This is a genomic window from Campylobacter concisus (assembly GCF_003048675.2).
Taxonomy (GTDB): Bacteria; Campylobacterota; Campylobacteria; order Campylobacterales; family Campylobacteraceae; genus Campylobacter_A; species Campylobacter_A concisus_F.
The window spans coordinates 1,612,935-1,639,093 of the sequence record NZ_CP060707.1; the positions used below are offsets into that span (position 1 = coordinate 1,612,935).

A 26,159-nucleotide genomic window follows, 5' to 3' on the forward strand; every position below is an offset into this window, starting at 1 on the left:
TTAAAATAAATTTTATATCCTAATTTTACAAGTAAATTTCACACAAATTTTAAAATTTCATGAACGAGTAATTTCGGCTCTAAAATTTGAGCTAAGCGATGAGCGAAGCCAAATTTTAGTAGTCAATTCTTGCGAGTGAATGGAATTTTAAAAATTTGCGTGAAAGCATGTTTCTCTTTTTTTTAAAAAATGGACTTTAAATTTAAAAACTCTTTTATCCAAAAGAGAGACAAGGGGACTTGAATTACGAAGCCGTCCCCTTATCCCCCTTTTTAAATCCCCCAAACCCCTCGCACGTTAGAAGTGCATGCGATAGCACTATCGTGCCGCATTCGTTTTGCTATCAAGTAAGTTTTCGCAAATTTTAAAATTTCATGAACGAGTAATTTCGGCTCTGATTTTAGTGGAGAGCTTTGCGAAACCTAAAATCAGTAGTCAATTCTTGCGAGCGAATGGAATTTTGAAATTTGTTGCTACAACTAAAAATTTAATTTTTACAAAAAAGGTTCAAGCAAATTTTAAAATTTATTATCAAGCATATCACGGCTCTAAATTTAGTGGCAAAATGAAGAATTTAAATTTGGTAGATTTTCAAGGCGAGTGCATAAAAGCGCATAAATTTAAAAGAAATTTTAGTGCCCGAAATATCAGGCACTAAATCCATAAATTTACTCGGTTGCAAGGTCTAAGTAATAATCAAGCTGGTCGCGTCTGATGATACGTATGAGGTTTGTGCTGCCCTCTACTCCTGTTGGGTGGCCAGCTGTGACGAGATAGGTCTTGTCATGCTCGACGTATCCAGCGTCGTAAGCCTTTTTGATGACATTTGCAAGAAGCACGTTTAGCTTTGTCTTTTCAAGCACGAGCGCTGGCGTCACGCCCCAAGCAAGGGTAAGCATGTGAGCTGTCTGCTCGTCGTGCGCGATAGCGATGATATCGATATTTGTGCGGTTTCTAGCTAGTTTTATGGCTGATTTACCTGAGCCTGTGATAGAGAGTATCGCATTTGCCTTGATGCGAACAGCTAGCGAAGCTGCGCTATTTGCGACCATGTCAGTCTCGTCAAAAAAGTCAAATTCGTCAAATTTATTATATGGATAGATGCTTTGCGTCTGGATGATTGTTTTGCTCATCGCCTCTACGACTGCGACTGGGTTTTTGCCGATCGCGCTCTCCTCGCTTAGCATAACTGCGTCAGTGCCGTCTAGCACGGCGTTTGCCACGTCGCTAATCTCCGCTCTTGTAGCAGTTTCATGCTCTGCCATGCTTAGCATCATCTGAGTTGCTGTGATGACTGGCTTGCTGGCTGCATTTGCCTTTTTGATGATGAGCTTTTGTATCGTTGGCACCCTGTAAAATGGCACCTCTATGCCAAGATCGCCACGAGCTACCATGACGCCATCACTCTTTGCGATGATGTCGTCTATGTTTTCGACTGCGTCAAATTTCTCGATCTTAGATAAGATAGCCGCTTTGGAGCCAAATTCTTTTAAGATATTTCTTGCTTTTATCACGTCATTTGCGTCTTGCACAAAGCTAATGGCAACGAAATTTACGCCTTGCTTTGCGCCAAATTCCATATCTTCTTTATCTTTTGGCGTGATGATGTCGATGCCAAGGGCGGTATTTGGGAAATTTACCCCTTTGTTTGAGTTTAAAATCCCGTCATTTTCGATGATCGTTTTTACCACATCTTTGCCCTCGCCTATAACTCTTGCTCTGATCGAGCCATCGTAGAGATAGACGTACTCGCCAGCCTTTAGCATAGGTAAAATTTGAGGCTGATTTAGGCTCACTCTATAAACGCCCTTTTCGATCTTTTCGCCCACGATATCCTCTGCGTAGATGCTAAGCTCGTCGCCAGCTTTTAAGTAAAATGGCTCGCTAAGCTTGCCAACTCTGATCTTTGGACCGCAGATATCTTGCAAGATGCCTATGCGTTTGTTTAGTCTTTTTTCGATGTTTCTTATCTTGTCGATGTTTGATTTGTGGTATTCGTGTGTTCCGTGGCTAAAATTTAAACGAAAAACATTAACCCCTGCTTTAACCATCGCCTCCATCGTCTCTTCGTTGTCACTTGCTGGCCCTAAAGTCGCTACAATTTTCGTCTTTTTTATCATTTTTATGCCCTGTAATTTGATTTTTGCGATTATAACACAATTTAATAATGTAAATTTTTTGTATAATATGCAAAATTTTTAAAGGAGAGAGTATGAATAAATTTTTATTAGCATCTCTTGGCCTAGCAGCTCTTGCTTGCGCTGCTATGGGAGATGACAAAGTCTATAAGCTCAAGCTTGCAAGCTCATGGGAGAGCACTATGCCAGTGCTTGGTGACGTGCCAAAAGAGCTAAAAGAGAAGGTCGAAAAGATGAGTAACGGCCGCATCGAGATCAGGATCGACTACCCGTCAAAACACAAGTCGCCTTTTGCGATGCTTGACTTTGCAAAGAGCGGTCAGTACGACATCGGCTACACAGCTAGCTACTACTACAAAGGCAAAGACCCTAAGACAATGTTTTTTACAGCGACACCATTTATGATGAATACCGACGAGCAAACAGCTTGGTATGAATTTGGCGGCGGCAAAGAGCTAGAGGCAAAAGTTTTTGACCCGTATAACATCAAAATTTTTAGAGCTGGCAACACTGGCATGCAAATGGGCGGCTGGTTTAAAAAAGAGATCAAGTCAGTTGATGATATCAAAGGCTTAAAGATCAGAATTCCAGGCTTTGGTGGTGAAATTTACGCTAAACTTGGCGCAAATATCAACACTATCCCAACTGGCGAGCTTTACATGGCACTTGAGATGGGCACGATCGATGCGGTCGAGTGGGTTAGCCCAGCTTACGACATGGCACTTGGCTTTCACAAAGTGGCAAAATACTACTACACAGGCTGGCAAGAGCCAGATGGCGAAACTCAGTTTTTCTTCAACAAAAATGCGTATGAAAAACTTCCAGATGATCTAAAAGCGATCTTTGAAGCGGCTGCTGCTGAGGTGGCAAGAGATGTGAATACTAAGGTATTTTACGCAAACGTAGAGTACTGGGACAAGATGAAGGCTGAGTATCCAGACATCCAAGTAAAATCTTTCCCGCCAGAGGTCATCGCAGCTCTTAAAAAGGCTACAAATGAGCTACTTGATGAAGAGAGCGCAAAAGATCCACTATTTAAAGAGATCGTCGAGTCTCAAAGGGCTTTCCTCAAAAAAGCAAGAGAATGGACTAAAATTTCTGACTACGCTTACATCAAAACAAACGAAGAGAAATAACCACAGCAGGGAGCTCTCCCTGCTTTTTAAAATTTAAAACTACAACAAAAAACCAGACTTTAAAGCAAAAGATAAGACAATAGTGAAAATTTAAAAGGATTTATGATGAAAAAAGTCAAATTTATAGTTTTTATCTGCTTATTTATACTGCTGCCACTTGCTTATTTTAATGGCTTTATAAGAATTTCTGATCTAACTAGCGAACAAGAGAGCATTGCTAAGAAATATGGTGGTGTTTATGTATTTGATGAGAAGCTGGAGAAAGAGATAGATAAGCTTGAAGAGCTAAACAAAGATATAAGAGCAAAAAGATCAAGCCTATATCAAGAGATAAAACAAGAGCTAGATAATAATCAAAGCAAATATTTTCAAGAATTTAATAACAACAAGAGCAAATATATAGATATGGTTATGCAAGATATCTTTAACGATAAATTTTGCAAACAAGAATATGATGAATTTATAGCTGCTGGTAAAGACATAATGAAAATGGAACATGCTTGCATAAATATAAATGAAAGAGCTAGGGGTAAATTTATAGATGAAATAGTAGATAAAACGTATCATGTTTATGATAGGTTGTCTAACGGAAAGAGATACTACCTCAGATGGATCGATTATGAAAATGAGACAAGAAAAAAAATAAAAACTCCACAAATTTACAAAGATAAAATAAAAGAATTTATTGGTAATGAAGATTATGAAAAATTTAAACCATCTTATGACTTGGGCTATTTTTATATAGATGATAGTGATGAAGTAAGAGTAATTGATCTAAGTTTAGACTACTACGTTGTCGAAACAACATATACACTTTCAGGCGATGAAGCAAGTGGGATAAAATTTACCAAAAACAGATATATAAACGTAGCTGGAGACAACTATTTTTACTTGATAGATAACAAATTTCAAAAAATAAATAGGAAAAACAAATGAATACTATTAAAAATTTAACAAACAAAGAGATGGTAAATAAGATAAAAGACTATGCTGATATTGCTGATGTTAGTTATGCTTTTTTTGAGTATGTAGATGAGAATGAAATTTGGAGTTTTTCGGATAAATTTTGTAATTAATAAACCTTAACCAAGCATAATAAATTAATAATATTATAAATATAATCACAATAAAATTAAAAGAAATTTTCTATCTTGTATAGTTTCAAATTTAAAAGGATTTTATGATGAAAAAAGTCAAATTTATAGTTTTTATCTGCTTATTTATACTTCTACCACTTGCTTATTTTAATGGCTTTATAAGAATTTCTGATCTAACTAGCGAACAAGAGAGCATTGCTAAAAAGTATGGCGGTGTTTATGTATTTGATGAGAAGCTAGAGAAAGAGATAGATAAGAGGGAAGAAGAGAGGGATAAATATCTTGATGATTTCTTTAAAAACAACAATAGAGATTTTGACTTAAACGATCAAGCTATTATGAATGAAAAATTACCTAGAGCGCTATCTAATGGGAAAAGATACTACCTTAGATGGATTGATTATGAAAATGAGACTGGCAAAGAAGTAAAAATTCCTAGTGATTATGTTGAAAAAATTATAAATTACATAGGAAAAGAAAATTTAGAAAAATATACACCAAATTTATCTATGTCTTATTTTTATATAGACGGTGATAAAGTCGTGCCTATAAGAACATCTGCAAGTTATTTATATCGAATTAAAACATTTACATTATATGGCGATGAAGCAAGTGGAATTAAATTTATAAAAGATGATATAGGACTAGCCAAAGGCGGAAATAGATTTGAATTTATAAACAATAAATTTCAAAAAGTCAGCAATAAAGATAAGGACAAATAAATGAATACTCAAAAGAATTTAACCAATAAAGAGATGGTGAATAAGATAAAAGACTATGCTGATATTGCTGATGTTGCTTATGCGTTTTTTGAACATATAGACGAAAATGAAATTTGGAGTTTTTCGGATAAATTTCATAATGAGAGAATTTTAAAAAAGCCCAATCCTAGATGGGATTATGCAGACTATACTTATTACGGTCATACTTTAGAGAAAATCAGCCAAAAAGCTAAAGAAAACGGTCGTCAGATAGGACAGCCTACCGCTTATGCTCTTTGTGTAGAAGCTAGGTTTATGCAGGATTTAACCATTAAATTACCTAGTAAGTCAGAAATACTTGCTACACAAGATAAAAATAATGTTCTGATAGATAAAAAAGAAGAAAAACCTGAATATAGAAAAATCTCGAACAATATTAAAAACTTTATTTATGTAGATGAAGATACAAAACTTCAAACAATTTTTTATTCTGTTAAAAATCTCTCCAAACGTACCAAAAATTTCACATCAAGATTTAAACTTCTAAAACATCAAAAAAATGACATACTAGGTTTTAGTGCCACGCTCTTTGAAGATACAAAGGATAATAATAAAAAGATATTAACATTTAGAGGCACTGAAATAACCCCAGAGGACTTAATTGCAGATATAGAGCTAACAACTAATGAGATACCAACACAAGTAAATTCCTTAATGAATTTCTTTTTAGATAATGTTATACCTATCTTAAAAGAAGGCGAAAAGATAAATATTTGCGGTCACTCGCTTGGTGGATATCTAACCCAGATATGTGCTTTTACCTTTGCTGAATATATAGATGAAATTTACACTTTTAACTCACCTGGTATATTAACAGATTATATGACGACTAGAGTAGGATTTACACATGTTGATGCTACGGCAAGATCCATTAAAGAAGGGATCTTATACCTTTTTAACAAAAAGAATATTCCCTACTATGAAAAGCTTAAAGAAAATTTGATCTTAGCGGATAAAGACCACACCTATCTACCAGCACCTTTAAATGTTAATAACATATATCACATGAAAACAGACAATGATAGCCTAGCCTTTAACAATAAACTCTACGAAAACGCTATACAAGACCTTGGAGTTGATATAAATGGCAATGAAGTGCTTATAAATATAGGCAACGTGGATGCGATACTAAATACAAATGTGAGTGTAAGCTCACACTTTCTTACCTATACGGCTGCTACACTATACTTTTTCTCATATCTTTTAGAGCAAAAAGATAATGACGAAAAGACAAAAAATGTTAGCCTAAAAGGCACGCTTTTATATCTAAATGAATTTATGGAGCAAAACTATAAGCTTATATTTGATCTTGATGCAAATTTATCTATGCAATACAATAGCGTAAATTTCAACATGGACAATAAAGCCACCATTTCACCCATTACATATAATAAAAACAAAAACTGGCTACTACTTATACTGTTAAATAACATAAAGCATGACTTAGATATACGCACAGATCACTACCTAAAAGACGAGCAAGAAGCTTTAATAATAGAAGATATATTTAAGCTTAGCGACGAGAAGCGATATACAAAGATAATAAGCAAAGATGAAGTTGAGAAATTTAAAGAAAGTGGATGTGAAAAGATAGAAGATAAACGAGCTATGCACAAGTGCAGGACGTACAAGGTGGTAGATGAGAGTTCTAGTGATGTCACCACCACCAAGGCTGATGCTAGCAAGCTCTACACCTATACGTCAAATTTCACAAGGTCGCTTTCATCGCAAGATGAGAAGGCATACTTTATGAAAAAATCAGAGCAGACCTACTCTCTTTTATTTGACAACAGCACGCAAAGTGGCTCTATAAATTTATACGACGTAAAAGATAGAGGCGAGATAAAATTTGGCTTTTTATCAGCTAGCTCTAGCGTATATGTAGATAAAGATAAAGAGAGTTTAGCCATATTTACAAAAGATAAAGACATAGTGGATATTGAGAAGATATATGAGAAGATAAGAGATAAATTTGGCGTGGAAAACCCAGAAAACTACAAGGTCGATCTTTTCTTAAACGCCACACTTCTAAAAGGTGCAAACGAAGCTAAAGACTATAAATTTGGCTTTACAAATTTCAAAGATGAAAAAGAGCATGATCTCTTTGAGAACAAAGAAGATCAAAAGCCATTTTACTACTTTAGCCCAAGAGATGATGAAAGCTCTAAAGGCTCACTTGATATCACAAATAAAAACACTAGCATAAGAGTGCTTGGCTATGATATAGATAGGGGTAGCTTAGATGTAAAGCTAAAAAGAGCTAACAATGATGAGAAAAAAGAGAAGCAAGCACAAGATAGAGAGGCGGTAAATCATCAAAGCATGCCTCTTGGTGCGGTAGCTACAAATTTCACCGCTCACCCAGTCATAGAAGACGACATCATCACTTGCCCGCATGGTGGCCAAGTGGTGCTAAAAAGCAAAGCTGGCAGGAGTATCACATCTAATGGCATACCGCTCATACTGGGTCAAGACTTCTTAGGCTCGCCGATAGTTGGCTGCTCGGCAAATTCGCCATGCACCTGCGTAGCACACGTACCAAAGAGCGCACTAAGTGCTAAAAGAGTAAATGACAACCATGCTCTTATGCAAGACCTAGTTCATCACTGCTTAAGTGATAAAGGCTGCGCGCTATCCATAGCTAAAAAGTCAAATTTACTTACATTTGAGGGGGTGAAATACGTTGATGCAAACGGCAATGAAGTAGCCCCAAAAGAGGTGCAGATCACGCAAAATCCAAGGCTAAGATTTTTCATGAAAAGTGCCGCATCGCAAAGAGATAACATGCACGTCGCCATATACTCCATAAACGGCACCGAGTACAAAGAGCCAAACGGAGCTGACGAGATCGTGCTAAAAGAGAGTGACGCAAGAGACGTTAGCGACAAGGCACTTTTAAAGCTATTTAATGAAAACTTTAAGACTACCAGCCAAAGAAAATATGAATTTAAAGAGTACTCGCTAAAGTATGGCGCAGATGTTTTTAGGCTAAATTTCATAAAGCCAGAGTATAAGAGCAAGCACGGCATAAACGGCTACTACGAAAGACTTAGCGAATACGAAAACGACGTTAGAAATTTGATCTTTCTAACGCCAAATCAAACAAAAGATATCACTATAAAAATAGCCAAAGGGCTAGACGCTAAGATAGAAAAAGACGCCGAGATAACCGACGTCGTAGTGCTTCAAGGGCTATAAATTTACCCTTAGCAAGGCATCTTTAAAACTTCTACCACTTCGCCTTTTGCGATAAATTCTGTCTCTTTTGGGATGATAAGCAGTGCAGCTTCGTTTGTTAGGTTATTTACGATCGCTGAGCTACCTAGCTTTTTGCCGTCTAAATTTACGAAAATTTTGCCATCTCTGTTTTCTAAATTTACCGCTGTAAATTCCAAAAATGGCGAGCGTTTTTTGTAGTCTTCGTCCATTATCGCTGTGATCTTTGGCTCTTCTTGGCTAAACCAAGTGTTTATAAGCACTCTTACGTAAAGCACGCACATAACCATCGCCGAGTAAGGAAATCCAGGTAGCGCAAAGATGTATTTGTCGCCTGATTTTGCCACTCTGATGTGGCGGCCTGGTTTTATCGCAGCGCCCTCTATGATGAGACTAAAGTTTTCATTTAAAGCGCCCTTTACAAAGTCATAGTCTCCCATGCTGATACCACCAGTAGTTACCAAGATATCGGCTGATTTTAGTGCATTTATGATCGCTTTTTCGACAAGCTCGGCCTTATCTCTTACGATCTCACAAAGGATCGGCTCCGCGCCCATTTTGCGTATCTGCATAGCGATGCCTACGTGGTTTGAGCTGTGAATTTGTGCTGGACTATCAAGCGGTTCGCCAAGGTCTTTTATCTCGCTGCCAGTTGCTAGTATCGCCACTCTTGGGCGGATAAAAACGCTTACGTGAAAGACGCCAAGCTCAGCAAGAAGTGCTATCTCAGCGTAGGTTAGACGTGTGCCTTTTTTTATTAAAATTTCGCCTTTTTTGTAGCTCTCACCCACTGCTCGCACGGCAAAGCCCTTTGGCACGCTCTTTTTGATGATTATTTTTGAGCCGCTAACCTCGACATTTTCAACTGGCACAAGAGTGTCAGTACCTTCGCTCATTAGCGATCCAGTGAAGGTTTTGACGCATTTGCTACCCTCTACATGTAGCCCTTTGTCGCTACCTGCTGGTAGATCAGTGATGAGCTCAAGCTCACTTAGGCCCTCTTTAAAGGCAAAAGCGTAGCCGTCCATCGCCGAAACTGGCTTTGCTGGGTAGTTTTCAGCGGCTGTAACATCATAGGCGATATTTCTATCAAGCGCATCTGTGATGGCTACTTTTTCAACCTTCTCCCATGCATTTATCGTATCTTTTAGAATTTTCAGGCTATCTGCATAGCTCATAAAATCTTTCATTTTTTGTCCTTTTTATGAAATTTTTGCATATTTTAGCCACTTCTGTTTTACAAAAAATTAATCTTTGTTTTATTTAATGATTATTAAAATGTCGTTTAAGAAACCAGTCTGGTTTTACCCTTACACAGGAATTTACATGAACAAAACACTACTTTACATCATCGCAGGTGCGAGCCTTGGCATACTTGGTCCAGTGCTCGTTCATTTTGGCAACCCAGCAAACATGGGCGTTTGCGCGGCTTGCTTTTTACGAGATAGCATGGGTGCGCTTGGCTTTCACCAGGCCAAAGTCGTGCAGTATCTAAGGCCTGAAATTTTAGGGCTTATCATCGGAGGCTTTCTAGCTAGCATGCTTTGGAGCAGAAATTTCACTCCAGTATCTGGTAGCGCGGCATTTTCTAGGTTTTTCTTAGGCGTGTTTGCGATGATAGGCTGCCTCATATTTTTAGGCTGCCCTTGGAGAGCGTTTTTACGTCTTGGAGGCGGAGATATGACCGCCATCGCTGGCGTTGTTGGCTTGTTTGCTGGCGTCTTTGTGGGACGAGCTTTTAAGAAAAATGGCTACGTTTTGCCTGAAAATGAAACCACTGCAAAAGCTATCGGGTTTTTGCCACTGATCATTGCTATTTTGCTTTTACTAGCACTTATCTTTGGTCTAAAACTTGGCGAAAATGGTGCATTATTTAGCTCAGAAAAAGGTCCAGGCTCACAGCATGCAAATTTATTTATCTCTCTTATTTGTGCCATCATTATCGGCGCATTTATGCAAAGAAGTAAATTTTGCTCAGTGGGAGCTATCAGCAAAATTTTTGAGCGTGACTTTTCGATGTTTTATGGCATAGTCTCTATCATCGTCTGCGCAAGCGTAACGAATTTAGTGCTTAATCAATACAAATTTGGCTTTGAAGGACAACCTATCGCTCACAATGATATGCTTTGGAATTTCTTAGGCATGACGCTCGCTGGCCTTTGCTTTAGTCTAAGCTACGGCTGCCCTGGCAAACACCTAGTGCAGATGGGAGCTGGAAATTTAAGCTCAGCTGTATTTGTTTTAGGCATGGGAGCTGGAGCTGCGATAAGTCATAACTTTATCTTAGCAAGCTCAGGAGCTGGCATCACACCTTATGCCCCGTATGCCGTAGTGATAGGCTTTATCTACGCTATCTATGTTGGCTTTTTCACTAAAAAAGCTTAACTAAATTTGGCTGCTTTTGCAGTCAAATTTGTTTTTTATATCTATAAAATTTGAGTGAGATAAATTTTAGCTAAAAATAAGTTCTTAGGTTGTATAATCCAAAACTTGTTTTAAGTTGTCACGGTAGCTCAGCTGGTTAGAGCGCTGGTCTCATAAGCCGGAGGTCGGGAGTTCAAGTCTCCCCCGTGACACCATAGATGTCCTACTTATCGATACTTTAACTGCCCTTTTTGCAGTTTCCCTTTCTTTAAAATTTCCTAAAAGTATGGTACAGTTTTTATAAAAAGCGGTACATTTTTTCAGGATTGATTTATTTTACAAGATGCTTTCTATAAATTTGCTTTTATTTTTGCCCATAGGTAAAATTTTATTTCAAAGCGAGCAAACATAAATTTATCTCGCTTAAATTTTTCGGCACAACTTTTGCTTACTCTTTGAAGCTAAATTTCAAGGAGTAAGCTATGAAAGTCTCTTATAACTCCATCTTAACAAAACAGCATTACCAAAAACAGACAAAAAGCGAAGGCTTTGCAAATTTCTTGCCTAACACTCCAAATATAAATTCGATCAGCCAAACCACTATTCCTAAAAATGACTTTGTTTCATCTAGTAGTATCGACTCTCTTTATCAGGCCAAATTTACTTCACAAGAGGGTTATGGATATAGTGTAGATGCTAAAGGATTTATGGGAGCTGACTTTAACAAAGCTGCAGGCTTGCCACAAGACTTTAAAATTCACAAAAGCACACTTGATGCGATAGTGCTACACAATCAAAAACATCCAAATAGTATAAATTTTTCAATGGAAACAAAGAAAGATAACCAACTCTTTGGAGAGGATAGCTTTGCAAATATCGATCTAGCAAATACTATCAAGCAATACTATAAAATTTTTGATCAAATTTCAGCTGGAGTGATCAGTAAGGGTAAAGAATTTTACTCAAACGAAGATCTAGCAAAGATGCCAAAGGGTTACTTTTCAAAAGATAAAAAAATGGATCATTTCGAATATCTAATGGGTAGGATGTCAAGTGATGAGATAGATGGGCTAACTGATAGGAGCAATGAAAAGATAACTCATGTCTTTAGGACAGCCCAAGAAGCAGACGATGCACGTAAGCTAATGAATGATCTAAAAGATATAAACATAAGGGTTAATGGAAATTTCCTTGACTTCTCTCCAGAAGTAATGACAACTGAGCATACTATCCCTTATATGTGGGTTAGTAGTGCTGGATATGACTTCAAGCCTGATATGTCTGTATATGATAACGAACAAGGCTATACAAAGGAGCAAATCTTTGTGGCATTTTTAAAAAACGAGCAAGGTCTTGTGTTACAAGGTGGCACAACAAGGATAACCGACGAAGCTCTTAATGTATATAGAGACACACTCATACTTACAAAACAAGATAGAAGTGAGATAGGCATACCAAAGGCTTATTATGATGAGATACTATCTGGCAAGAAAGATCTAAAAGATATACTAGCTAGGATTTTAAAGCTTAGAAATTTAGAGCTTAAAAAAGATCAAACGCTTGAGGGGCTAGCAAGTAAGATAATGGACGTTTTAAAAGAATTTGATGAGAGGACGAAGACAAGAGAGCTTTAAAAAATATAACATAGTAGGCATTCGCTCTAAGCCCTTTTAGACTATAAACTACTAAACATTTTTTATATTTGCCGATATAAGATATATATTTTAAAAGGATTTAAAATGACGATATCACCAAATTTAGAGCCCATAAATATAAATTTACCCAAAGATATGATCTATTCAAGGGTCCTTATTGGCGTAGATAGAGTGCAAACTTTAGACAACACAAATTTAAAGTCTGAGCTTAAAGGCATCGCTACTAAGCTCATCTCAAATAGCACCTACTCTATCATTCAAAATGCCAGCACCAGTGGCGTAAAGTCAGAGTATGCTAAAGCAGATAGCGGGACAAACGATGCTTTTTCTTACGTGGATATCCAGCGGAGAAACTGGGACAAAAAGGACTTTGAAAACAAATATCTCTTTGGCGAAGATGCCTCAGCACTAAGGAAAGTGGATCAAACTAGAACCTATTTCTCATCTATAAATTCAAAAACTCCCATTAAGCCCATTGCGGCAGCAGATACTAAATTTACAAATTTAAATGACTATGCCTATGAAAAAACGATAAAAACCTCACTGGGTGATGTGGAGGTCTTTTTGGATCTTTATGACGATAACGACAAACTAGGCATAGGCAAGCTAGATGCAAATGGATTTTTATTTAACTTTGATAGCAACAAGGACGGAGTGATAAATTCTGGTGATAAATACTTTGATAAGCTAAAGGTTAGAGGCTACGACAAAGACGGAAATGAGAAAATTTTCAAACTAAGCGAAGTCGTAAGCGAGATAAACCTTAACGACTTTATTAAAAAAGATATTAGAAATTTAAGCCATGAGGCTATGGACTTTGCTAGCAAAAACACAGTTGATTACAGAGTTAGTTTAAACAACTCAAACCCTTATACTCTATTTTCGGCCGAGTATCGCTACCAAAAGATAGGCAAAGAAGAGACTAATAAATTTTTTAAAGACCATGCAGACCAAGATGGCTGGGTAGATCTTAGGGATAATAAGATATTTAACGAAGAGAGTGGCTTAAACAACTTTGCCTATGAGAAAGTTGGCTTTGACGGCAAGAAAAGGCTTAGCGAGTTTAACCCTATCATAAAACCTGCTGGATCTAAACAAGATGAGAGCTTTTCATACGCAGGCTATCAAAAAGATAGCTTTATGAAATTTTATAACGACTACCAAAAAGAGTCTAGCGCTCACAGCAAAGATGTAGAGTGGATAAGCAAAAATTTAAAAGAAAATGATGTAGAAGACGCAGATGATCTCATCTCAAAGCTAAAAGCCACAAAGTCATCTTATATGATCGCTATGGAGAGTGAGTTTGAAAAAGCAACTGGGCTTGATTTTAGCCTAGAAAATTTAGAAAGAGTAAAGCATGCTTTTGAGAGTGATACGAGCAAGGCAGCAGCTGCTCTAAAGGACGCAGACAGCGTAATAGCCATGAAGCTAAATAAAAATGGCACGATCACGCTTAAATTTGATAGCGGAAGAGAGCTAGAGGTAAAAGAAATTTATAGCGACACTGGCAAGCTAATCAGTAAAGACGACAAAGATAGCAAAAGAGCAAGTATAAATTTAGATGCTAAAGCTATGAATGATGTAGAGCTAAATAGACTTGACTTTAAAGATATAGGCATAAAGCAAGATGAGAAGATATCTAGCCTAAAAGAGCTTGGAGCAAAGCTAGTTAAAAACCTCTCTGATAAATTTACAAGTAAATTTCTGATCGGACTTGAAAACGGCAAAAGCATCACCACCAAAGAAATTTACAACATCACCTACCTTGAAAACGACCTAAAATTTAAAGAGCTATCTAGCAAAGATAGGCTTTATAAAAAGGTAGATACGAGAGTTTAGGAGTAAATTTATGCAAACTAAAAACCTTTGTAAAATAAATCTTTTCACAAAAAAGACGATATCTTTGGTATGAAGCTAAAAGGATATTAGATGATAAACGCACTTGGTAGCTACTCCTTGAATTTAGAGCAGAACATAAAGGTATCAACCAAAGTTGCCACCAACCAAACCAGCTCTTTAGTTTTAGGCTACAAGGTAGATAAAGATGGCTACTTTACAGATGAGTTTAACAAGCAAGCTGGCATACCAAGCGAATATAAAATTCACTCAAGCACGCTGGAGTCGTTAGTAAATGTTGCAGAGGGGACATCGTTTTTTAGTCGCACCTTTAAAAGCATAGATATAGCAAAGACTGCTGGCAATGCCTACAAAATCCTCTCACAAGTAGTTGGCGAAGATACATTAAATTCAAAGGATAGCTTTAGCTTAGACGAGATAAGAAATTTCCCTCAAGGCTTTTCTTATAACCGCCAAAGTATGCAAGTAACTAAAATCCATAACTCCATTCATGAATTTGGCTCGGCTGCGGCTGATTTTAACGGCAAAGAGTCAAATAAGCAGATGATAAGCACGCTTTTTTTCAACCCAAGCTTTAATGGTGGAGATGGCAGGCAGCCACTAAAGCCAACAACAGATATCTTTAACAATAACAATGGCGGCAAAGAGAGTGTAGGCAGTGGTGTTTTTATCGATCCGCATGGAGAGAAATACACTAATAAAGATGGCTCTATAACTAGAGGCGGGCTTTTAGCAGCCGTCATAAATAGCAACCTTGACGTCAAAGAAGGTGAAACTACCGTTTTTGGAAAGAAGCAAGGCTTTGATAAGAGCGTAGATAGTAAAGAATTTAGTAGAGCATTTGAGCTATTTGAGCTTATGGGTGAGATGAAATTTGGAGCAAATTTCAATAAAGCAAGCGACTCTGATCTAGCTGGTATGCCTGCATATATGCAAGAGTATGTTAAGTATAAAAGAGACCTTGTCTATGTAGATCTTACGACTGGGTTTGTCGGTAAGTATTCAGACGAAGAAGACGAACTATCATTTAAAAAGATGATGGAGCATAATCTAAAAATGTTAAAGCTACTCTTTGGCGAGATAGACAAAGATGGTAAAAAGAGCAAGGACTTTATGGATAGCTTTTTAAAATTTAGCATGCCACCTTTAAATTTAGTAAAAGAGCTAAATGAAAATCCAGCTGGAAAATACCTAGTAGATATGCTTGGTATAAAAAGAGATGTTGATATAAAGGTGTAGGGGGGAGTTAAAATGATAACTAGCATAAACGGACCTAGCAACACACCGATACAAGCAACCACTATCCAAAAAGAAAATGCAAAAATGTCAAAGGAGCAAGAAAAGGCTCTAATTGATTCATATATGCAAAATTTAATAATTGATAATGTTGAAATGTATATCAAAGAAGATAGAAGTAGTGAAAACTGGATAACAGAAACCATAGAGAAGATAGACAATATGCTTTCAAAAAAGTATAGCTATACCATTGATGAAAGGCGAGCTTTATTATCAAAATATCCAGAAAACTTAGAGGAATTTGAGATCAATGTATTACAATCTCACATGGACTGGTTGCTTACCAACTCTGTTGATGGCAAACCAACAATTTCTGGACTGATGGTCGGTATCGGCACAGCAGAACAAGAGGCTGAACTAGAAGATTTTATGAAATCATTTTCTGAAGACACAATGATGAGTAATGATGGTGCTAGATTGTTTGCTAGAGCAGATCTAAGTATAGAAGAGTTTAAGAAGCTTTATAGAGAAGATGTAGAAAAAACTACAAAAGAGCATAAAGAATTTCTAGCAAAACTACACAAAGAAGAACAAGAATACAATGCAAATTTAGCCAAAGAGCAAAGCGAGAAGAAATTTAAACCTATGCAGATTAAAAAGAAGTATGAGACCTATGATATAAACAAGGATCAAAAATTTCTCTATGCAAGAGAGCTTTTAAATTTCAAAGAAAAAAGAGGCATAGACGTCTTAGAGCTTATGCAAAAGATAGATAAGAAGCAAATTTTAAATAAGATGGCTTGATGAATAAAAAATAGCTACTTTGTTTTATTGTAGAAAGCAATGATTGCTCTAAATTTAGTCCTTTTATACGGTTTTATCCACTTTTTTATTTGCGACTTTTTCTAAAATTTCAAATATGCTTTCGCCATTATCGAATTCAGTTTTTATAAATTTGTAAAATTCTTTAAATTTCTCATCGGCTTGCATATCATAAGTTTTAAATTTCTTAGTTACTTGCATAGGTTTAAAGGCTTCTTGTTTTTGCGTGTCAGTTTGATTGTTTTGTTCTTCATGATCGTTTTTTTGATCCATTAGCCCATAGTCACCAACCTCTTGTGGCATACTCCTATTTATAAATTTAGAATATCTCTCAATAAATTCATCTACACTTATATTAGACGACTCGAGAAGCTCACGACCCTCATTACTAAAAGACACACCAAATCTTTCTAAAGTTCGACGTATCTTTTGTCCTTCTAGATCATTATCTGACGTTTTGCCCCAGATGGTTTGTTTATCATCATTGTAGGATTTAAAAGCTCCAGTAAAGTTTGTGCTATTACCCATCACTTTCTTATAATTAACTCTACTCGCAAATTCTTTTCCTTCAAATAGTGAATTGTTATTTAGATTTGGCGAATAGGTTATATTATTAAGCATTGTTAAGGTCTCGCTTTATTTAGATATTCCAGCATCTCTTTCGTAGGTTTTAATTCTTTTTTATGGTATTAATTTGCATTAGAGCATCTTGCTACCACCTATCCAGCAATGCTGTTTTATACACTAACACACATTCAGCTAAAGAATATAAATTCAACCTACTTGGGTTTAATGCTTTTATGGGCTAGAGTATAATCAATAACTAAATCGACCTTTTAGCGATTTAGTTTATATATGACTTATCCATACACAAAAGTATTACTGATAGAGCTTATCCTCTCACTCCAAGAATTTGCTAGAGAATTTATATCCTCGCTAGTTGGCTTAAATTTCTCATATTCGTTTGAAGTGACACTCTCTGCGCTAGTGTTCTTTGATCTTGCATACATTAAAAGCGTTAGCTCTTTAAGTCTTTCTTTGATGAGCGCTTTTATGCTCTCACTATCTTTACCCACTTTTTCAAAATCCACAAAATACTCTTTATGCTCTCCAGTGCTTGAGATATCATTTAAGGCAGCACTGCTAAACTTAGTCTTTGCACTATCACTTGGTAGTGGTCTAGAACTACGCAAAAATCCCATGAAAAGAGCCTCTTTGCTGTAGCCTTCATCTGCTTGATATACAGACATATCAGGGTTAAAGCTAAACTCATCACCTGCTTCGCTCATCGTAAAATCAACCTCTTTTACTATGAGCCTAACTCCTGCACTTGAAAGCTCTTTACTTAGAGACTTAGCGCTATTTAGCTCATCAGTGCTAGAGTAGATGTTTGAGATAGTAGAGTTTGATAGATCTTTTAGTAGGTGTCCTTTGGCATCATAGCGAGTGCCTTTTGTGCTGTAGCCTTTTGGTAGTTTGCCTATATCTGCAAGGGTGTAGCTCTTTTTATCATCACCTAAAGCAGATGTCATTTGATCAAATAGTCTGTAGTAGTGCTTTATGGTGTCGGCCATATCGATATTATCAAAGATCTTTATCTGCTCGTCTTTGCTCTTGATGCGGTTTAACACATGGTTGCGCTCGGCAAATCTACTAAGCTCATCAAGTGTGCTTTTGTGGATTTTAAAGTCCTGCGGTAAGCTGGCTGCTTTATTAAAATCAGCTCCCATAAAGCCAGCCTTATCTACTGTGTAGCCATAAGCTTGAAGCTCATTAAAATTTAAAGAGATAAGGCTATTTTGTGAAGAAGTGGTATAAGTAAATTTAGCTGGTTCTTGGAGTAATAGAATTAAGGAGAACACTTAATCACTATATTAGTGAAATATGTACTTCTTAATTCTTTTTTATTTAAGAAACTAAGAGAAAGGGGGTAAAAATGAGGAATTATGAAAAGATAACAGCACTCTATGAGAGATTAAGTCGTGATGATGAACTTCAAGGAGAAAGCAATTCTATTGTAAATCAAAAGAAAATCCTTGAAGAATATGCAGGTAAAAATAATTTAAGCAACATCATACATTTTACAGATGATGGAATAAGCGGAACACAGTTTGATAGACCGGGCTTTATGGCAATGATGAACGGAGTTAATCAAGGTAATATAATAGGTTGTATAATCGTAAAAGATATGAGTAGACTTGGCAGAGACTATCTTAAAGTCGGTCAATGTATGGAAATCTTAAGACAAAAGGGAGTTAGGCTCATTGCTATCAATGATAATGTAGATAGCTTTTATAGAGAAGATGATTTTACCCCTTTTAGAAATATTATGAATGAATGGTATACAAGAGATACTTCAAGAAAAATACAATCTACATTCAGGTCAAAGGGGGAAAGCGGAAAGCATACGGCAAGCTCTCCACCTTATGGATATATCAAAGATGAAAAAGACAAAGATAAGTGGATTGTAGATGAAAAAGCAGCGGAGATAGTAAGGAGAATATTCAATCTGACCATGCAAGGCAATGGTCCGTATCGAATAGCAAAGATATTGGAAAGTGAAAAAGTAGATATACCTGCTTACCATCAGCAAAAATTAGGATATGGACTACATCAAAGCAAAGTGTTTGAACATCCTTATCGCTGGTGCAGTTCTACAATTGTAAGTATCTTAAAGAAACAGGAATATTTAGGTCATACTGTAAACTTCAAAACAAGAAAGCATTTCAAGGATAAGAAAAGCAAATATGTATCTGAAGAAAACTGGCTGATATTTGAAAATACCCACGAGGCAATTATAGACCAAGAAACCTTTGATAATGTGCAAAGGATAAGAGGAAATGTAAAAAGGTATCCCGATGGTTGGGGAGAATATCACCCTTTAACTGGGCTTATGTATTATGCAGATTGTGGCAGTAAAATGTATGTTCATAGAACAAGTAATTACAAAAATATTCCCTATTACACTTGCAGTGCTTACACGAAAGTACCCTGTGGAACGCTTTGTCCATCTACTCACAGGATAAAAGCGGAAGCAGTCTTAAACCTTATACAGGAAACCTTAAAAGACATTAAAAAATATCTTGATGAAGATCACGAAGCCTTTATCCGTTCCATTTAAAATGAAATGGAAGAAAAGGAAAAAGTAGAGATAGAAAAGAAAAAAATAAGATTAATGGAAAGTAAAAACAGGCTTCAGGAACTTGAACGATTGATGTGCCGTATTTACGAAGATATGATACTTGAAAAAATACCAAGTAATAGATATGAGATACTTAACAGTCAATATGAAACAGAGCAAATAGCTTTAAGCAAAGAAATTAAAGACTTAGAGTTTGCAATATCAAGATATGAAAAAGAAACAGATAAGGCGAAAAAGTTTATATCTCTAATAAGCCGATATGAAAATTTTGATGAACTTACAACTACAATGATAAATGAGTTTGTAGAAAAGATTATTGTTCATGAAAGGAATAGAAAAGGTAGTCAAACATCAAAGCAAAAAATAGAGATATATTTTAATTTTATCGGTAACTATGAGCCACCAAAAGAAGAATTGACTGAAGAAGAAGAAGAAGAAAGATTAAAAATTGAGGAAGAAGAGAGAAAAATCAAGGAAAGAAAAGATAGACTTCATCAAAACTACTTAAAGCGTAAAGTAAATGGAAAACAACAGGAATATGAGGAAAGGTATAAGGCAAGGAGAGAACAGAGAAAACAAGAAAAATTAAAGGTTCTGAAAAGGGCAGGTATACAAGTTAATAAGTTAGAAAAAAGAGATTGAAGTTAGTCAATCTCTTTTTTAGTACAGGTATCAAGTATATCAATTATGTTATTTGCAATTGCATGGATAACAGTAACGGCAACAGAATTACCAAACTGTTTGTAACTTTGAGTATCACTTACAGGAATGATATAGTTTTCGGGGAAGCCTTGAAGTCTTGCAGCTTCACGAGGTGTTAGTTTTCGTGGATTTTTTCCTTTTTGCTCAATAAGTATTTCACTCCCGTCTTTATAATATCTTGCAGATAATGTATTTGTATAAGGACTGTTTTCATTGAACAATGTGTAACCAAATCCATTTCCCTTTATTTTATGTTCTTTCTTTCGTCGTTGATGACCTTGCCAAAGTGCATTTGAAATGGTGTATTTAGTATCAACATTTTGCTCTAAAATATTTCCCACAGAAACATCTGGGCAGGGAGGAATTGGAAAAGAAAAATCTTTATAGTTATCTATTTTATCCTTATCAAATCCAACAATGTAAATACGCTCTCTATTTTGTGGAACACCGAAGTCTTTTGCTTTAAGTATAATAGAATGAACATCGTAGTTTAAATCCTTTAATGTTTTTTCTATTGTTTTATAGGTACGACCTTTATCGTGAGATTTTAGGTTTTTGACATTTTCAAGAAGAAATGCCTTAGGTCGTTTCTCTTTAATAATTCTTGCAATTTCAAAAAATAATGTTCCACGAGTATCTTCAAAACCAAGCTTTTTACCGGCTTGACTAAATGCTTGACAAGGAAAACCACCGACAATAATATCATGATTAGGAATATCTTTTTCAGATATTTTTGTAATATCTCCAAAAGGAGTTTCACCAAAATTTGCCTTATATGTTTTTACTGCAAATTTATCAATTTCACTACTGAATACGACATTTGTTTTACCTGTTTGGTAAAATCCAAGCCTTGTACCACCAATTCCGGCAAATAAATCAATGATTTTATAGGGGGCATTTTCATTATTGGGGAAAGGTACTTTTTCAGGAAATGATAAAATATGTTTCAGCTCAATGGACGATGGCTGACTTTCTCCATTTTCCCATCTGCGAATTGTCCTATCTCCGAATTTGGACATACCAACAGCATCAGCTAATTCTTTTTGAGTCATTTGTAATCTGATACGCTTATTTTTTATTAAAATAGCAGGGGAATTATCTATGATTTGTGGTATAATATTCATATATATTCTCCTTTTTATATATGTTATTTCAAGGACTAACTGTCCTCTATTTGACACTATTGTACCATATAGAAGAAAATTTTTCAAGAAAGGAAAAGAGTTATGGCAAATATTTCTCTTGATGAATATAAAAACTTAGTTAAAGAAAAAAGGAAAGAAGGCTTTAAACAGCCTTATGACTTAGTTTATGATAATTTTATTACATTAGGATACGACAAAGTCCCTAAAGAATTCTTTTTAAGTAATGCAAGTGAAGTTGTTGAAAAACTTAGAAATAGCTGTTGGAGTGAATTTCAGCCATTAGAAAAAGACTTTACTTCAAAAATGCTAAAAGAGTTAGTTGATGATGAGTATATCAAAACTCTTACACCAATAGAGGCAATTACTTGGTTTGTGGAAGAATTTCCGGAACATATATATGCTTTGACTTTGTCAAATACTCAAAGTAGGAGGAGTAGAGCAGGTAAAGAATTTGAAAGTATTATAGAACTCATTTTGATTGGTGCAGGGATTTCACTTGACAGTCAAGGTAATATAGGTAAACAAGAGTTTGTCAATAAAGGTCTTGGTAAATTGGTAGATTTAGTTTCTCAGGGTGTTTTAGAATACATTGTAAATAAGAGAAATACTGTCTTAATTAGTGCAAAAACCACATTAAGAGAAAGATGGCAAGAAGTACCTGAAGAAATGGGAAGAACAGGTGCAAGAGAAATGTTTTTAGCAACTCTTGATACTTCTATTAGCTCTGATGTATTGAACACTCTATATGAGGCTAATATACAAGTTACAACAACAAAAAATATAAAAGAAACATATTATTCCGATAATGAAAGGGTATTAACCTTTGAAAAGTTGGTTGAAATATGTTTAGACAATGTTTCTCATTGGAAAAATTTCAACTACACAGTAGAACAAAATGAGCAAATGATAGAGCTTATCACTAAGCAAATTGAAAAACACCAAAATCATAAATTTGTAGAAGAATATTATGATGAGAGATTAAAAAACATAAAGAAGTAGACAAATTAGAATTTGTCGGTATATCATTAAATCGCATTTTTTCGATTAAACTATGGAATACAAAGGAGCAAATAATCATGAGCGAACAGAGAATCTATTGCATGGACCTTGTAAAAAAAGAGGATCCGGAAAAGGCTGTCAGAACACCGTTTTATCAGACAGAATCTACAGGCGGATCGGTCTGGGTTATCAAACCCGGTCAGACATTGCAAAAGCACTATCACCACAATTCCGACGATATATGGATCGTCCTTCAGGGAGAGGGAATATTCTACCCCCAGCCTAATGAAGAGGTTCCATTCAAGAAAGGCCATGTCATAGTATCGAAGAAAGACTCCTGCCACGGAGCAAAAAATACTGGAGATGAGGATATCATCTTTGTAAGTATAGTAGCACCTGTCCCTTCCGACTATGATCCTATAAACGAGTGACAGGAAAATAAAATTCCCGTTTGACAAAGGATTGTGATTATACTTGAGAAAGAAAAATGTTTATATAACATTGGGATACATAGCTGTATATCTGGTGATATATTGGTGAGAGCAACTTGATTGGTTGGCTATTTACTAATATTTCAACTGGTGAGCATAGTTATTTATATGGTTGGTTGCTCAGTAGTAATCTGTTTTGGTATGCACTTGCGATTTCTGCGCTTCCTTCTCTTTGGGGTAAGTTTAAGTTTTCGGCTGTTACTACGGCGGGATTTATTGTAGGTATTGTAGCAGGCATAATCGTTGAGAAATACAAGAAGTAAGTCAAATTTCAGTTTGTCGAGCTGAATAATACAGATTCAAGACGATAGAAAGTAAAACATCTATCGTCTTTTCTTATGAAAAAAACTTGAAAGGAGATGAAATTTATGGACAATAAAAACAGAATTAGAAAAAGTAAAAGAAAAGATTGAAAGCAAGTAAGAAGAAAAAAAATATGAAAAGAAACTATCTCAGCTTAAAAATCAGGAAAAGAAAATCAGAAAGCAAACGAGCCTTGAAGAAAGAAAAAAGCGAAACCATAGATTGATAGAGCGAGGAGCAATCTTAGAAAGTTTAATTGAGGGAGCAAGCGAGAAAAGTAATGAAGAAATAAAGGCTATTTTGCAAAGAGCATTTCAAAAAGACTAAGAAACGCAAGGACATAGTATAATTGTAATTCCCTTAGATTTTCTAAGGGCGCAATTATACACCCTTTAGGTGTCCTTGCGACCTGCGGTGCTTTTACCCTTGCGGGGAGCAAAGAAAAAAGCCGAAGCATTTTTCCGTATTAAAGGCAAAAGACAACTGAATATAATTCATTCGCTTTTTTATCATCAAGGGTAAAGCACATTCACTATCGCTCACCCTTGACAATAAAAATTTGAAACAGATAGCTTACATTAAGCCGACATACTGAAACAACAAAAGTCGGCTTTTTCTATTGTACCGTTTCAAAACGCTCATTCAGTTTATAGAAAAGCAAAAGTATTTTTAAGACCGACATCTAAAACAACAAAAGAAAAATAAGAAGATGACAAATGCCACATTCCCAAAATGGGAGTGTACCTAAATCAAAGACAGTACTAATCAAAGGGGGTAGTGAAACACGACTTCCTTAAAAGATAAAAGGAGTAACGATTTGTTGCTACATTTTCATAACAAAAGATAGGAGAGAAAAATGGCAGATAAAAGGATGTTTTCAATAAAGATAGTGGATAGCGACTTATTTTTGGATATGCCATTAAGTAGCCAATGCCTGTATTTTCATCTATCTATGAGGGCAAATGATGATGACTTAAAAATTCTAATTACAAAAGGTTTTGTAATTGTCTTTTAAAGAGGGGTTATAGTCATTACCTATTGGAAGATAAATAACTACATCAGAAATGACAGACGAAAAGAAACGATGTATCTTGAAGAAAAGCAAAGTATAACGCAAACGGAAAATGGAGCATATATCAAGGTTGAAAATCTTGGTATACCAAATGACAACCAAGTGTCAACCGTTTGTCCGCATAGTATAGTTAAGGGTAGATTAGATAAGAGGAGAATAGAACAGGTTGCCCCAGTGTCCCTTTATGGAGAGTATCAAAATATTCATTTAACCGATGAAAAATACCAAAATCTAAAAGATAGGCTGAAAGGTCATACAGATACAATGACTGAAAAGCTATTAAGATATATCAAAAGTAAAGGCACAGACTACAAAGACCACTATGTAACAATCCTTAATTGGTATGAATTGGTATGAACAGGATAAAGAAAAGCTATCACAGAAAAATAATCAAAATAAAAGCCATAGAACCTATTCAACCAACTATGAAGACAGCGACAGCCTATAAAAGGTGTTTTTAAGGGTTTAATCATAAAAGAGGTGTCAGACTATGGTTAAGATAAAAATAAGCCTTAAAACGCATTATAGAGCCTGATGTAGAAAAGGAGACTAAAATTATGAATGATAAAGAAAATATGATTACTACAAAAATTCAAGGGACAGATTTTATCTACAACAAAGATACTCACTATGAAGAAGACGGACATATCTATTGCAAGATTTGTAATGAAAGAATAGACGGTAAGGTAATTCCGATGTTGGATAAGCCTATGATTATCAGAACGGCTTGTAAATGTGATAGAGATAGAGCTGAACAAGAAAAAACTGTTAAAACAAGATAGGTTGAGACAAAGCTGCTTTATATCCAAAAATCAAATAGCCTACACCTTTAAAAATGCCGATGAAGATACAGATAAGGAAATCATCAAAAAAGCAAAGAACTATGTAAAACATTTTGAAGAAATGAGAAAAGATAATGTTGGACTGTTACTTTACGGAAATGTAGGAAGTAGCAAGACCTATGTAGCTTGTGCTATTGCCAACGCTATAATTACAGAATATAGCCATACAGTAAAAATGAGGAACTTTGCACAGATATTAAACGACTTACAAAAAGGTGGCTTTAATCTTGATAGAAACGAATATATCGAATAGATAACAAGCCCTACCCTACTAATTCTTGATGATTTTGGAATAGAGAGAAATACAGAATATGCCTTAGAGCAAATTTACAATGTAATCAATGCAAGATACCTAAAGGCAAGACCAACCATTATAACTACTAACCTTAATTTCAAAGATATAGAAAAAGAACAGGAAGATATAATGCTTGGCAGGATTTATTCAAGGATAATCGAGATGTGTTTACCTCTTAGGATAACGGGACTTGATAGAAGAAAAATACAGAGCAAAGAAAAGCTGAAGAAAGCACAAAACTTAATAGATGAATGAGAGCGATTGGAAAAGTAAAAAAATTCTAATCGCTTTTTAATTGCAAGAAAAGGAATGATGATATGCAAAAAAATAATACAGAAACAAAAACAATAAAGAAGATTGGAAAAACTACCTATGAAGTTGTTGTACATTTTAATAAAAATACTACTGAAACAATGCAAGACAAATTGAAACGCATAATGCTTAGAGAAATTGAGAGTGAAAAACATCAAAAAAATGATAAAAATGATTAGAAAGTCCTTGACAAGTTGTTACAGGTTTGGCTCGCTAATCTTTTCTTTGGTCTTTTGGTTAAAAATATCACTAAAATTTGCAGACCTGCCTTGTTTGTGCTGTTGCTTAGTGTATGAATTTATATTGGTGCTTAAGATGCTAATATCATTCGTGGTTTGCCTCCTAGCTTCTTGCTTTTTAAGTTTTAATTAAAGTAACCATAAAATAATTGACTATCCAAATTTATCAGTCAAAATAAACAAGTGACAAATATGCCAATCACAAAAATTACAAAAATTTACTTTTACTAAGTCATTCTTTGGTGGGACTGATTTAATTCCAGTATGCGCCAAAATTCAATTCAGATATTAGGGCGAGCATACTCTATGTAGCTACAAAATGTTACCATTTGCAT

24 protein-coding genes, 1 tRNA gene and 1 pseudogene are annotated in these 26,159 nt (G+C 35.5%); 21 read left to right on the top strand and 5 right to left on the bottom strand.

Features of this window, described 5'->3' with window-relative positions; genetic code table 11:
- Window positions 1–668 precede the first annotated feature (668 nt).
- The gene (gene pyk, locus CVT00_RS08095) at window positions 669–2,120 is read right to left on the bottom strand and encodes a pyruvate kinase (protein WP_103558886.1); all 1,452 of its coding nucleotides are present in this window, start codon (window positions 2,118–2,120) and stop codon (window positions 669–671) included.
- Between the two features lie 92 nt (window positions 2,121–2,212).
- On the opposite strand from pyk, the gene CVT00_RS08100 reads away from it, so the two are divergent.
- The 5 genes from CVT00_RS08100 to CVT00_RS08120 all read left to right on the top strand — a co-directional run bounded on the left by CVT00_RS08100 (window position 2,213) and on the right by CVT00_RS08120 (window position 8,330).
- Window positions 2,213–3,274, top strand: a complete 1,062-nt coding sequence (locus tag CVT00_RS08100) for a TRAP transporter substrate-binding protein (RefSeq protein ID WP_103558887.1) — start codon at window positions 2,213–2,215, stop codon at window positions 3,272–3,274.
- Window positions 3,275–3,379: 105 nt separating this feature from the next.
- Window positions 3,380–4,210, top strand: a complete 831-nt coding sequence (locus CVT00_RS08105) for a hypothetical protein (RefSeq protein WP_196376851.1) — start codon at window positions 3,380–3,382, stop codon at window positions 4,208–4,210.
- Entirely contained in the window at window positions 4,207–4,350 is a 144-nt protein-coding gene (locus CVT00_RS08110; RefSeq protein ID WP_107914716.1) for a diadenosine tetraphosphate hydrolase, read from the top strand. Before CVT00_RS08105 ends, CVT00_RS08110 begins: the two co-directional genes overlap by 4 nt.
- 107 nt (window positions 4,351–4,457) lie before the next feature.
- The gene (locus CVT00_RS08115; RefSeq protein ID WP_107914718.1) at window positions 4,458–5,093 is read left to right on the top strand and encodes a tRNA 2-selenouridine synthase; all 636 of its coding nucleotides are present in this window, start codon (window positions 4,458–4,460) and stop codon (window positions 5,091–5,093) included.
- Window positions 5,094–8,330: an Mbeg1-like protein gene (locus tag CVT00_RS08120; protein WP_196376852.1), complete on the top strand. Its 3,237-nt coding sequence runs from the start codon at window positions 5,094–5,096 to the stop codon at window positions 8,328–8,330.
- Between the two features lie 8 nt (window positions 8,331–8,338).
- Here CVT00_RS08120 and CVT00_RS08125 read toward each other — a convergent pair whose 3' ends face one another.
- The gene (locus CVT00_RS08125; RefSeq protein ID WP_103569732.1) at window positions 8,339–9,538 is read right to left on the bottom strand and encodes a molybdopterin molybdotransferase MoeA; all 1,200 of its coding nucleotides are present in this window, start codon (window positions 9,536–9,538) and stop codon (window positions 8,339–8,341) included.
- Window positions 9,539–9,674: 136 nt separating this feature from the next.
- Here CVT00_RS08125 and yedE point away from each other — a divergent pair, with 136 nt between their 5' ends.
- The 6 genes from yedE to CVT00_RS08155 all read left to right on the top strand — a co-directional run bounded on the left by yedE (window position 9,675) and on the right by CVT00_RS08155 (window position 16,264).
- Entirely contained in the window at window positions 9,675–10,733 is a 1,059-nt protein-coding gene (gene yedE, locus CVT00_RS08130) for a YedE family putative selenium transporter (protein WP_107914726.1), read from the top strand.
- Between the two features lie 117 nt (window positions 10,734–10,850).
- Window positions 10,851–10,927, top strand: a tRNA-Met gene (locus CVT00_RS08135).
- 267 nt (window positions 10,928–11,194) lie between these two features.
- On the top strand, window positions 11,195–12,346 hold the full coding sequence (locus tag CVT00_RS08140; RefSeq protein ID WP_107914728.1) for a Cj0814 family flagellar-dependent secreted protein: 1,152 nt from the start codon (window positions 11,195–11,197) through the stop codon (window positions 12,344–12,346).
- Between the two features lie 105 nt (window positions 12,347–12,451).
- A complete protein-coding gene (locus CVT00_RS08145; RefSeq protein WP_107914730.1) occupies window positions 12,452–14,206 on the top strand; it encodes a response regulator in 1,755 nt (584 codons plus the stop codon).
- A gap of 90 nt (window positions 14,207–14,296) precedes the next feature.
- A complete protein-coding gene (locus CVT00_RS08150) occupies window positions 14,297–15,463 on the top strand; it encodes a Cj0814 family flagellar-dependent secreted protein (RefSeq protein ID WP_107914732.1) in 1,167 nt (388 codons plus the stop codon).
- Between the two features lie 12 nt (window positions 15,464–15,475).
- On the top strand, window positions 15,476–16,264 hold the full coding sequence (locus CVT00_RS08155) for a cell surface protein (protein WP_107914734.1): 789 nt from the start codon (window positions 15,476–15,478) through the stop codon (window positions 16,262–16,264).
- Window positions 16,265–16,327: 63 nt separating this feature from the next.
- On the opposite strand, the gene CVT00_RS10255 is transcribed toward CVT00_RS08155, so the two are convergent.
- Both CVT00_RS10255 and CVT00_RS08165 read right to left on the bottom strand, forming a co-directional pair.
- The gene (locus CVT00_RS10255) at window positions 16,328–16,810 is read right to left on the bottom strand and encodes a hypothetical protein (RefSeq protein WP_230853741.1); all 483 of its coding nucleotides are present in this window, start codon (window positions 16,808–16,810) and stop codon (window positions 16,328–16,330) included.
- Between the two features lie 332 nt (window positions 16,811–17,142).
- Complete coding sequence (locus CVT00_RS08165; protein WP_230853742.1) at window positions 17,143–18,144, bottom strand: Cj0814 family flagellar-dependent secreted protein; 1,002 nt, start codon at window positions 18,142–18,144, stop codon at window positions 17,143–17,145.
- 74 nt (window positions 18,145–18,218) lie between these two features.
- Between CVT00_RS08165 and CVT00_RS10515 the strand changes: the two genes are divergently transcribed.
- Together CVT00_RS10515 and CVT00_RS10520 are read left to right on the top strand one after the other, a co-directional pair.
- Window positions 18,219–19,403 (top strand): recombinase family protein, encoded by a 1,185-nt coding sequence (locus tag CVT00_RS10515; RefSeq protein WP_021092745.1) that lies wholly within the window; start codon window positions 18,219–18,221, stop codon window positions 19,401–19,403.
- Window positions 19,404–19,409: 6 nt separating this feature from the next.
- Window positions 19,410–20,066: a DUF4368 domain-containing protein gene (locus tag CVT00_RS10520; protein WP_009495137.1), complete on the top strand. Its 657-nt coding sequence runs from the start codon at window positions 19,410–19,412 to the stop codon at window positions 20,064–20,066.
- Between the two features lie 2 nt (window positions 20,067–20,068).
- Here CVT00_RS10520 and dcm read toward each other — a convergent pair whose 3' ends face one another.
- On the bottom strand, window positions 20,069–21,250 hold the full coding sequence (gene dcm / locus CVT00_RS08180) for a DNA (cytosine-5-)-methyltransferase (protein ID WP_009495138.1): 1,182 nt from the start codon (window positions 21,248–21,250) through the stop codon (window positions 20,069–20,071).
- A gap of 102 nt (window positions 21,251–21,352) precedes the next feature.
- Between dcm and CVT00_RS08185 the strand changes: the two genes are divergently transcribed.
- From CVT00_RS08185 to CVT00_RS08210, 8 genes and pseudogenes are all read left to right on the top strand, one after another.
- Window positions 21,353–22,270: a type II restriction endonuclease gene (locus CVT00_RS08185; RefSeq protein ID WP_107914738.1), complete on the top strand. Its 918-nt coding sequence runs from the start codon at window positions 21,353–21,355 to the stop codon at window positions 22,268–22,270.
- A 77-nt stretch (window positions 22,271–22,347) separates the two neighbouring features.
- Entirely contained in the window at window positions 22,348–22,701 is a 354-nt protein-coding gene (locus CVT00_RS08190; protein WP_009295467.1) for a cupin domain-containing protein, read from the top strand.
- 501 nt (window positions 22,702–23,202) lie between these two features.
- A pseudogene (locus CVT00_RS10265) lies at window positions 23,203–23,391 on the top strand (DUF3847 domain-containing protein); the annotation flags it as partial.
- 757 nt (window positions 23,392–24,148) lie between these two features.
- Window positions 24,149–24,493 (top strand): hypothetical protein, encoded by a 345-nt coding sequence (locus CVT00_RS10270; protein ID WP_009295465.1) that lies wholly within the window; start codon window positions 24,149–24,151, stop codon window positions 24,491–24,493.
- Window positions 24,494–24,693: 200 nt separating this feature from the next.
- Window positions 24,694–24,918 carry a hypothetical protein gene (locus CVT00_RS10525; RefSeq protein ID WP_009295464.1) on the top strand — a complete coding sequence of 75 codons (225 nt, stop codon included), beginning with the start codon at window positions 24,694–24,696 and terminating at the stop codon, window positions 24,916–24,918.
- Window positions 24,872–25,231: a hypothetical protein gene (locus CVT00_RS10530; RefSeq protein ID WP_223228625.1), complete on the top strand. Its 360-nt coding sequence runs from the start codon at window positions 24,872–24,874 to the stop codon at window positions 25,229–25,231. Before CVT00_RS10525 ends, CVT00_RS10530 begins: the two co-directional genes overlap by 47 nt.
- Window positions 25,232–25,528, top strand: coding sequence for an ATP-binding protein (locus CVT00_RS10535; RefSeq protein WP_107698022.1), 297 nt, complete (start codon window positions 25,232–25,234; stop codon window positions 25,526–25,528).
- Between the two features lie 62 nt (window positions 25,529–25,590).
- Complete coding sequence (locus CVT00_RS08210) at window positions 25,591–25,764, top strand: transposon-encoded TnpW family protein (RefSeq protein WP_009295461.1); 174 nt, start codon at window positions 25,591–25,593, stop codon at window positions 25,762–25,764.
- The last annotated feature ends 395 nt before the right edge of the window (window positions 25,765–26,159 follow it).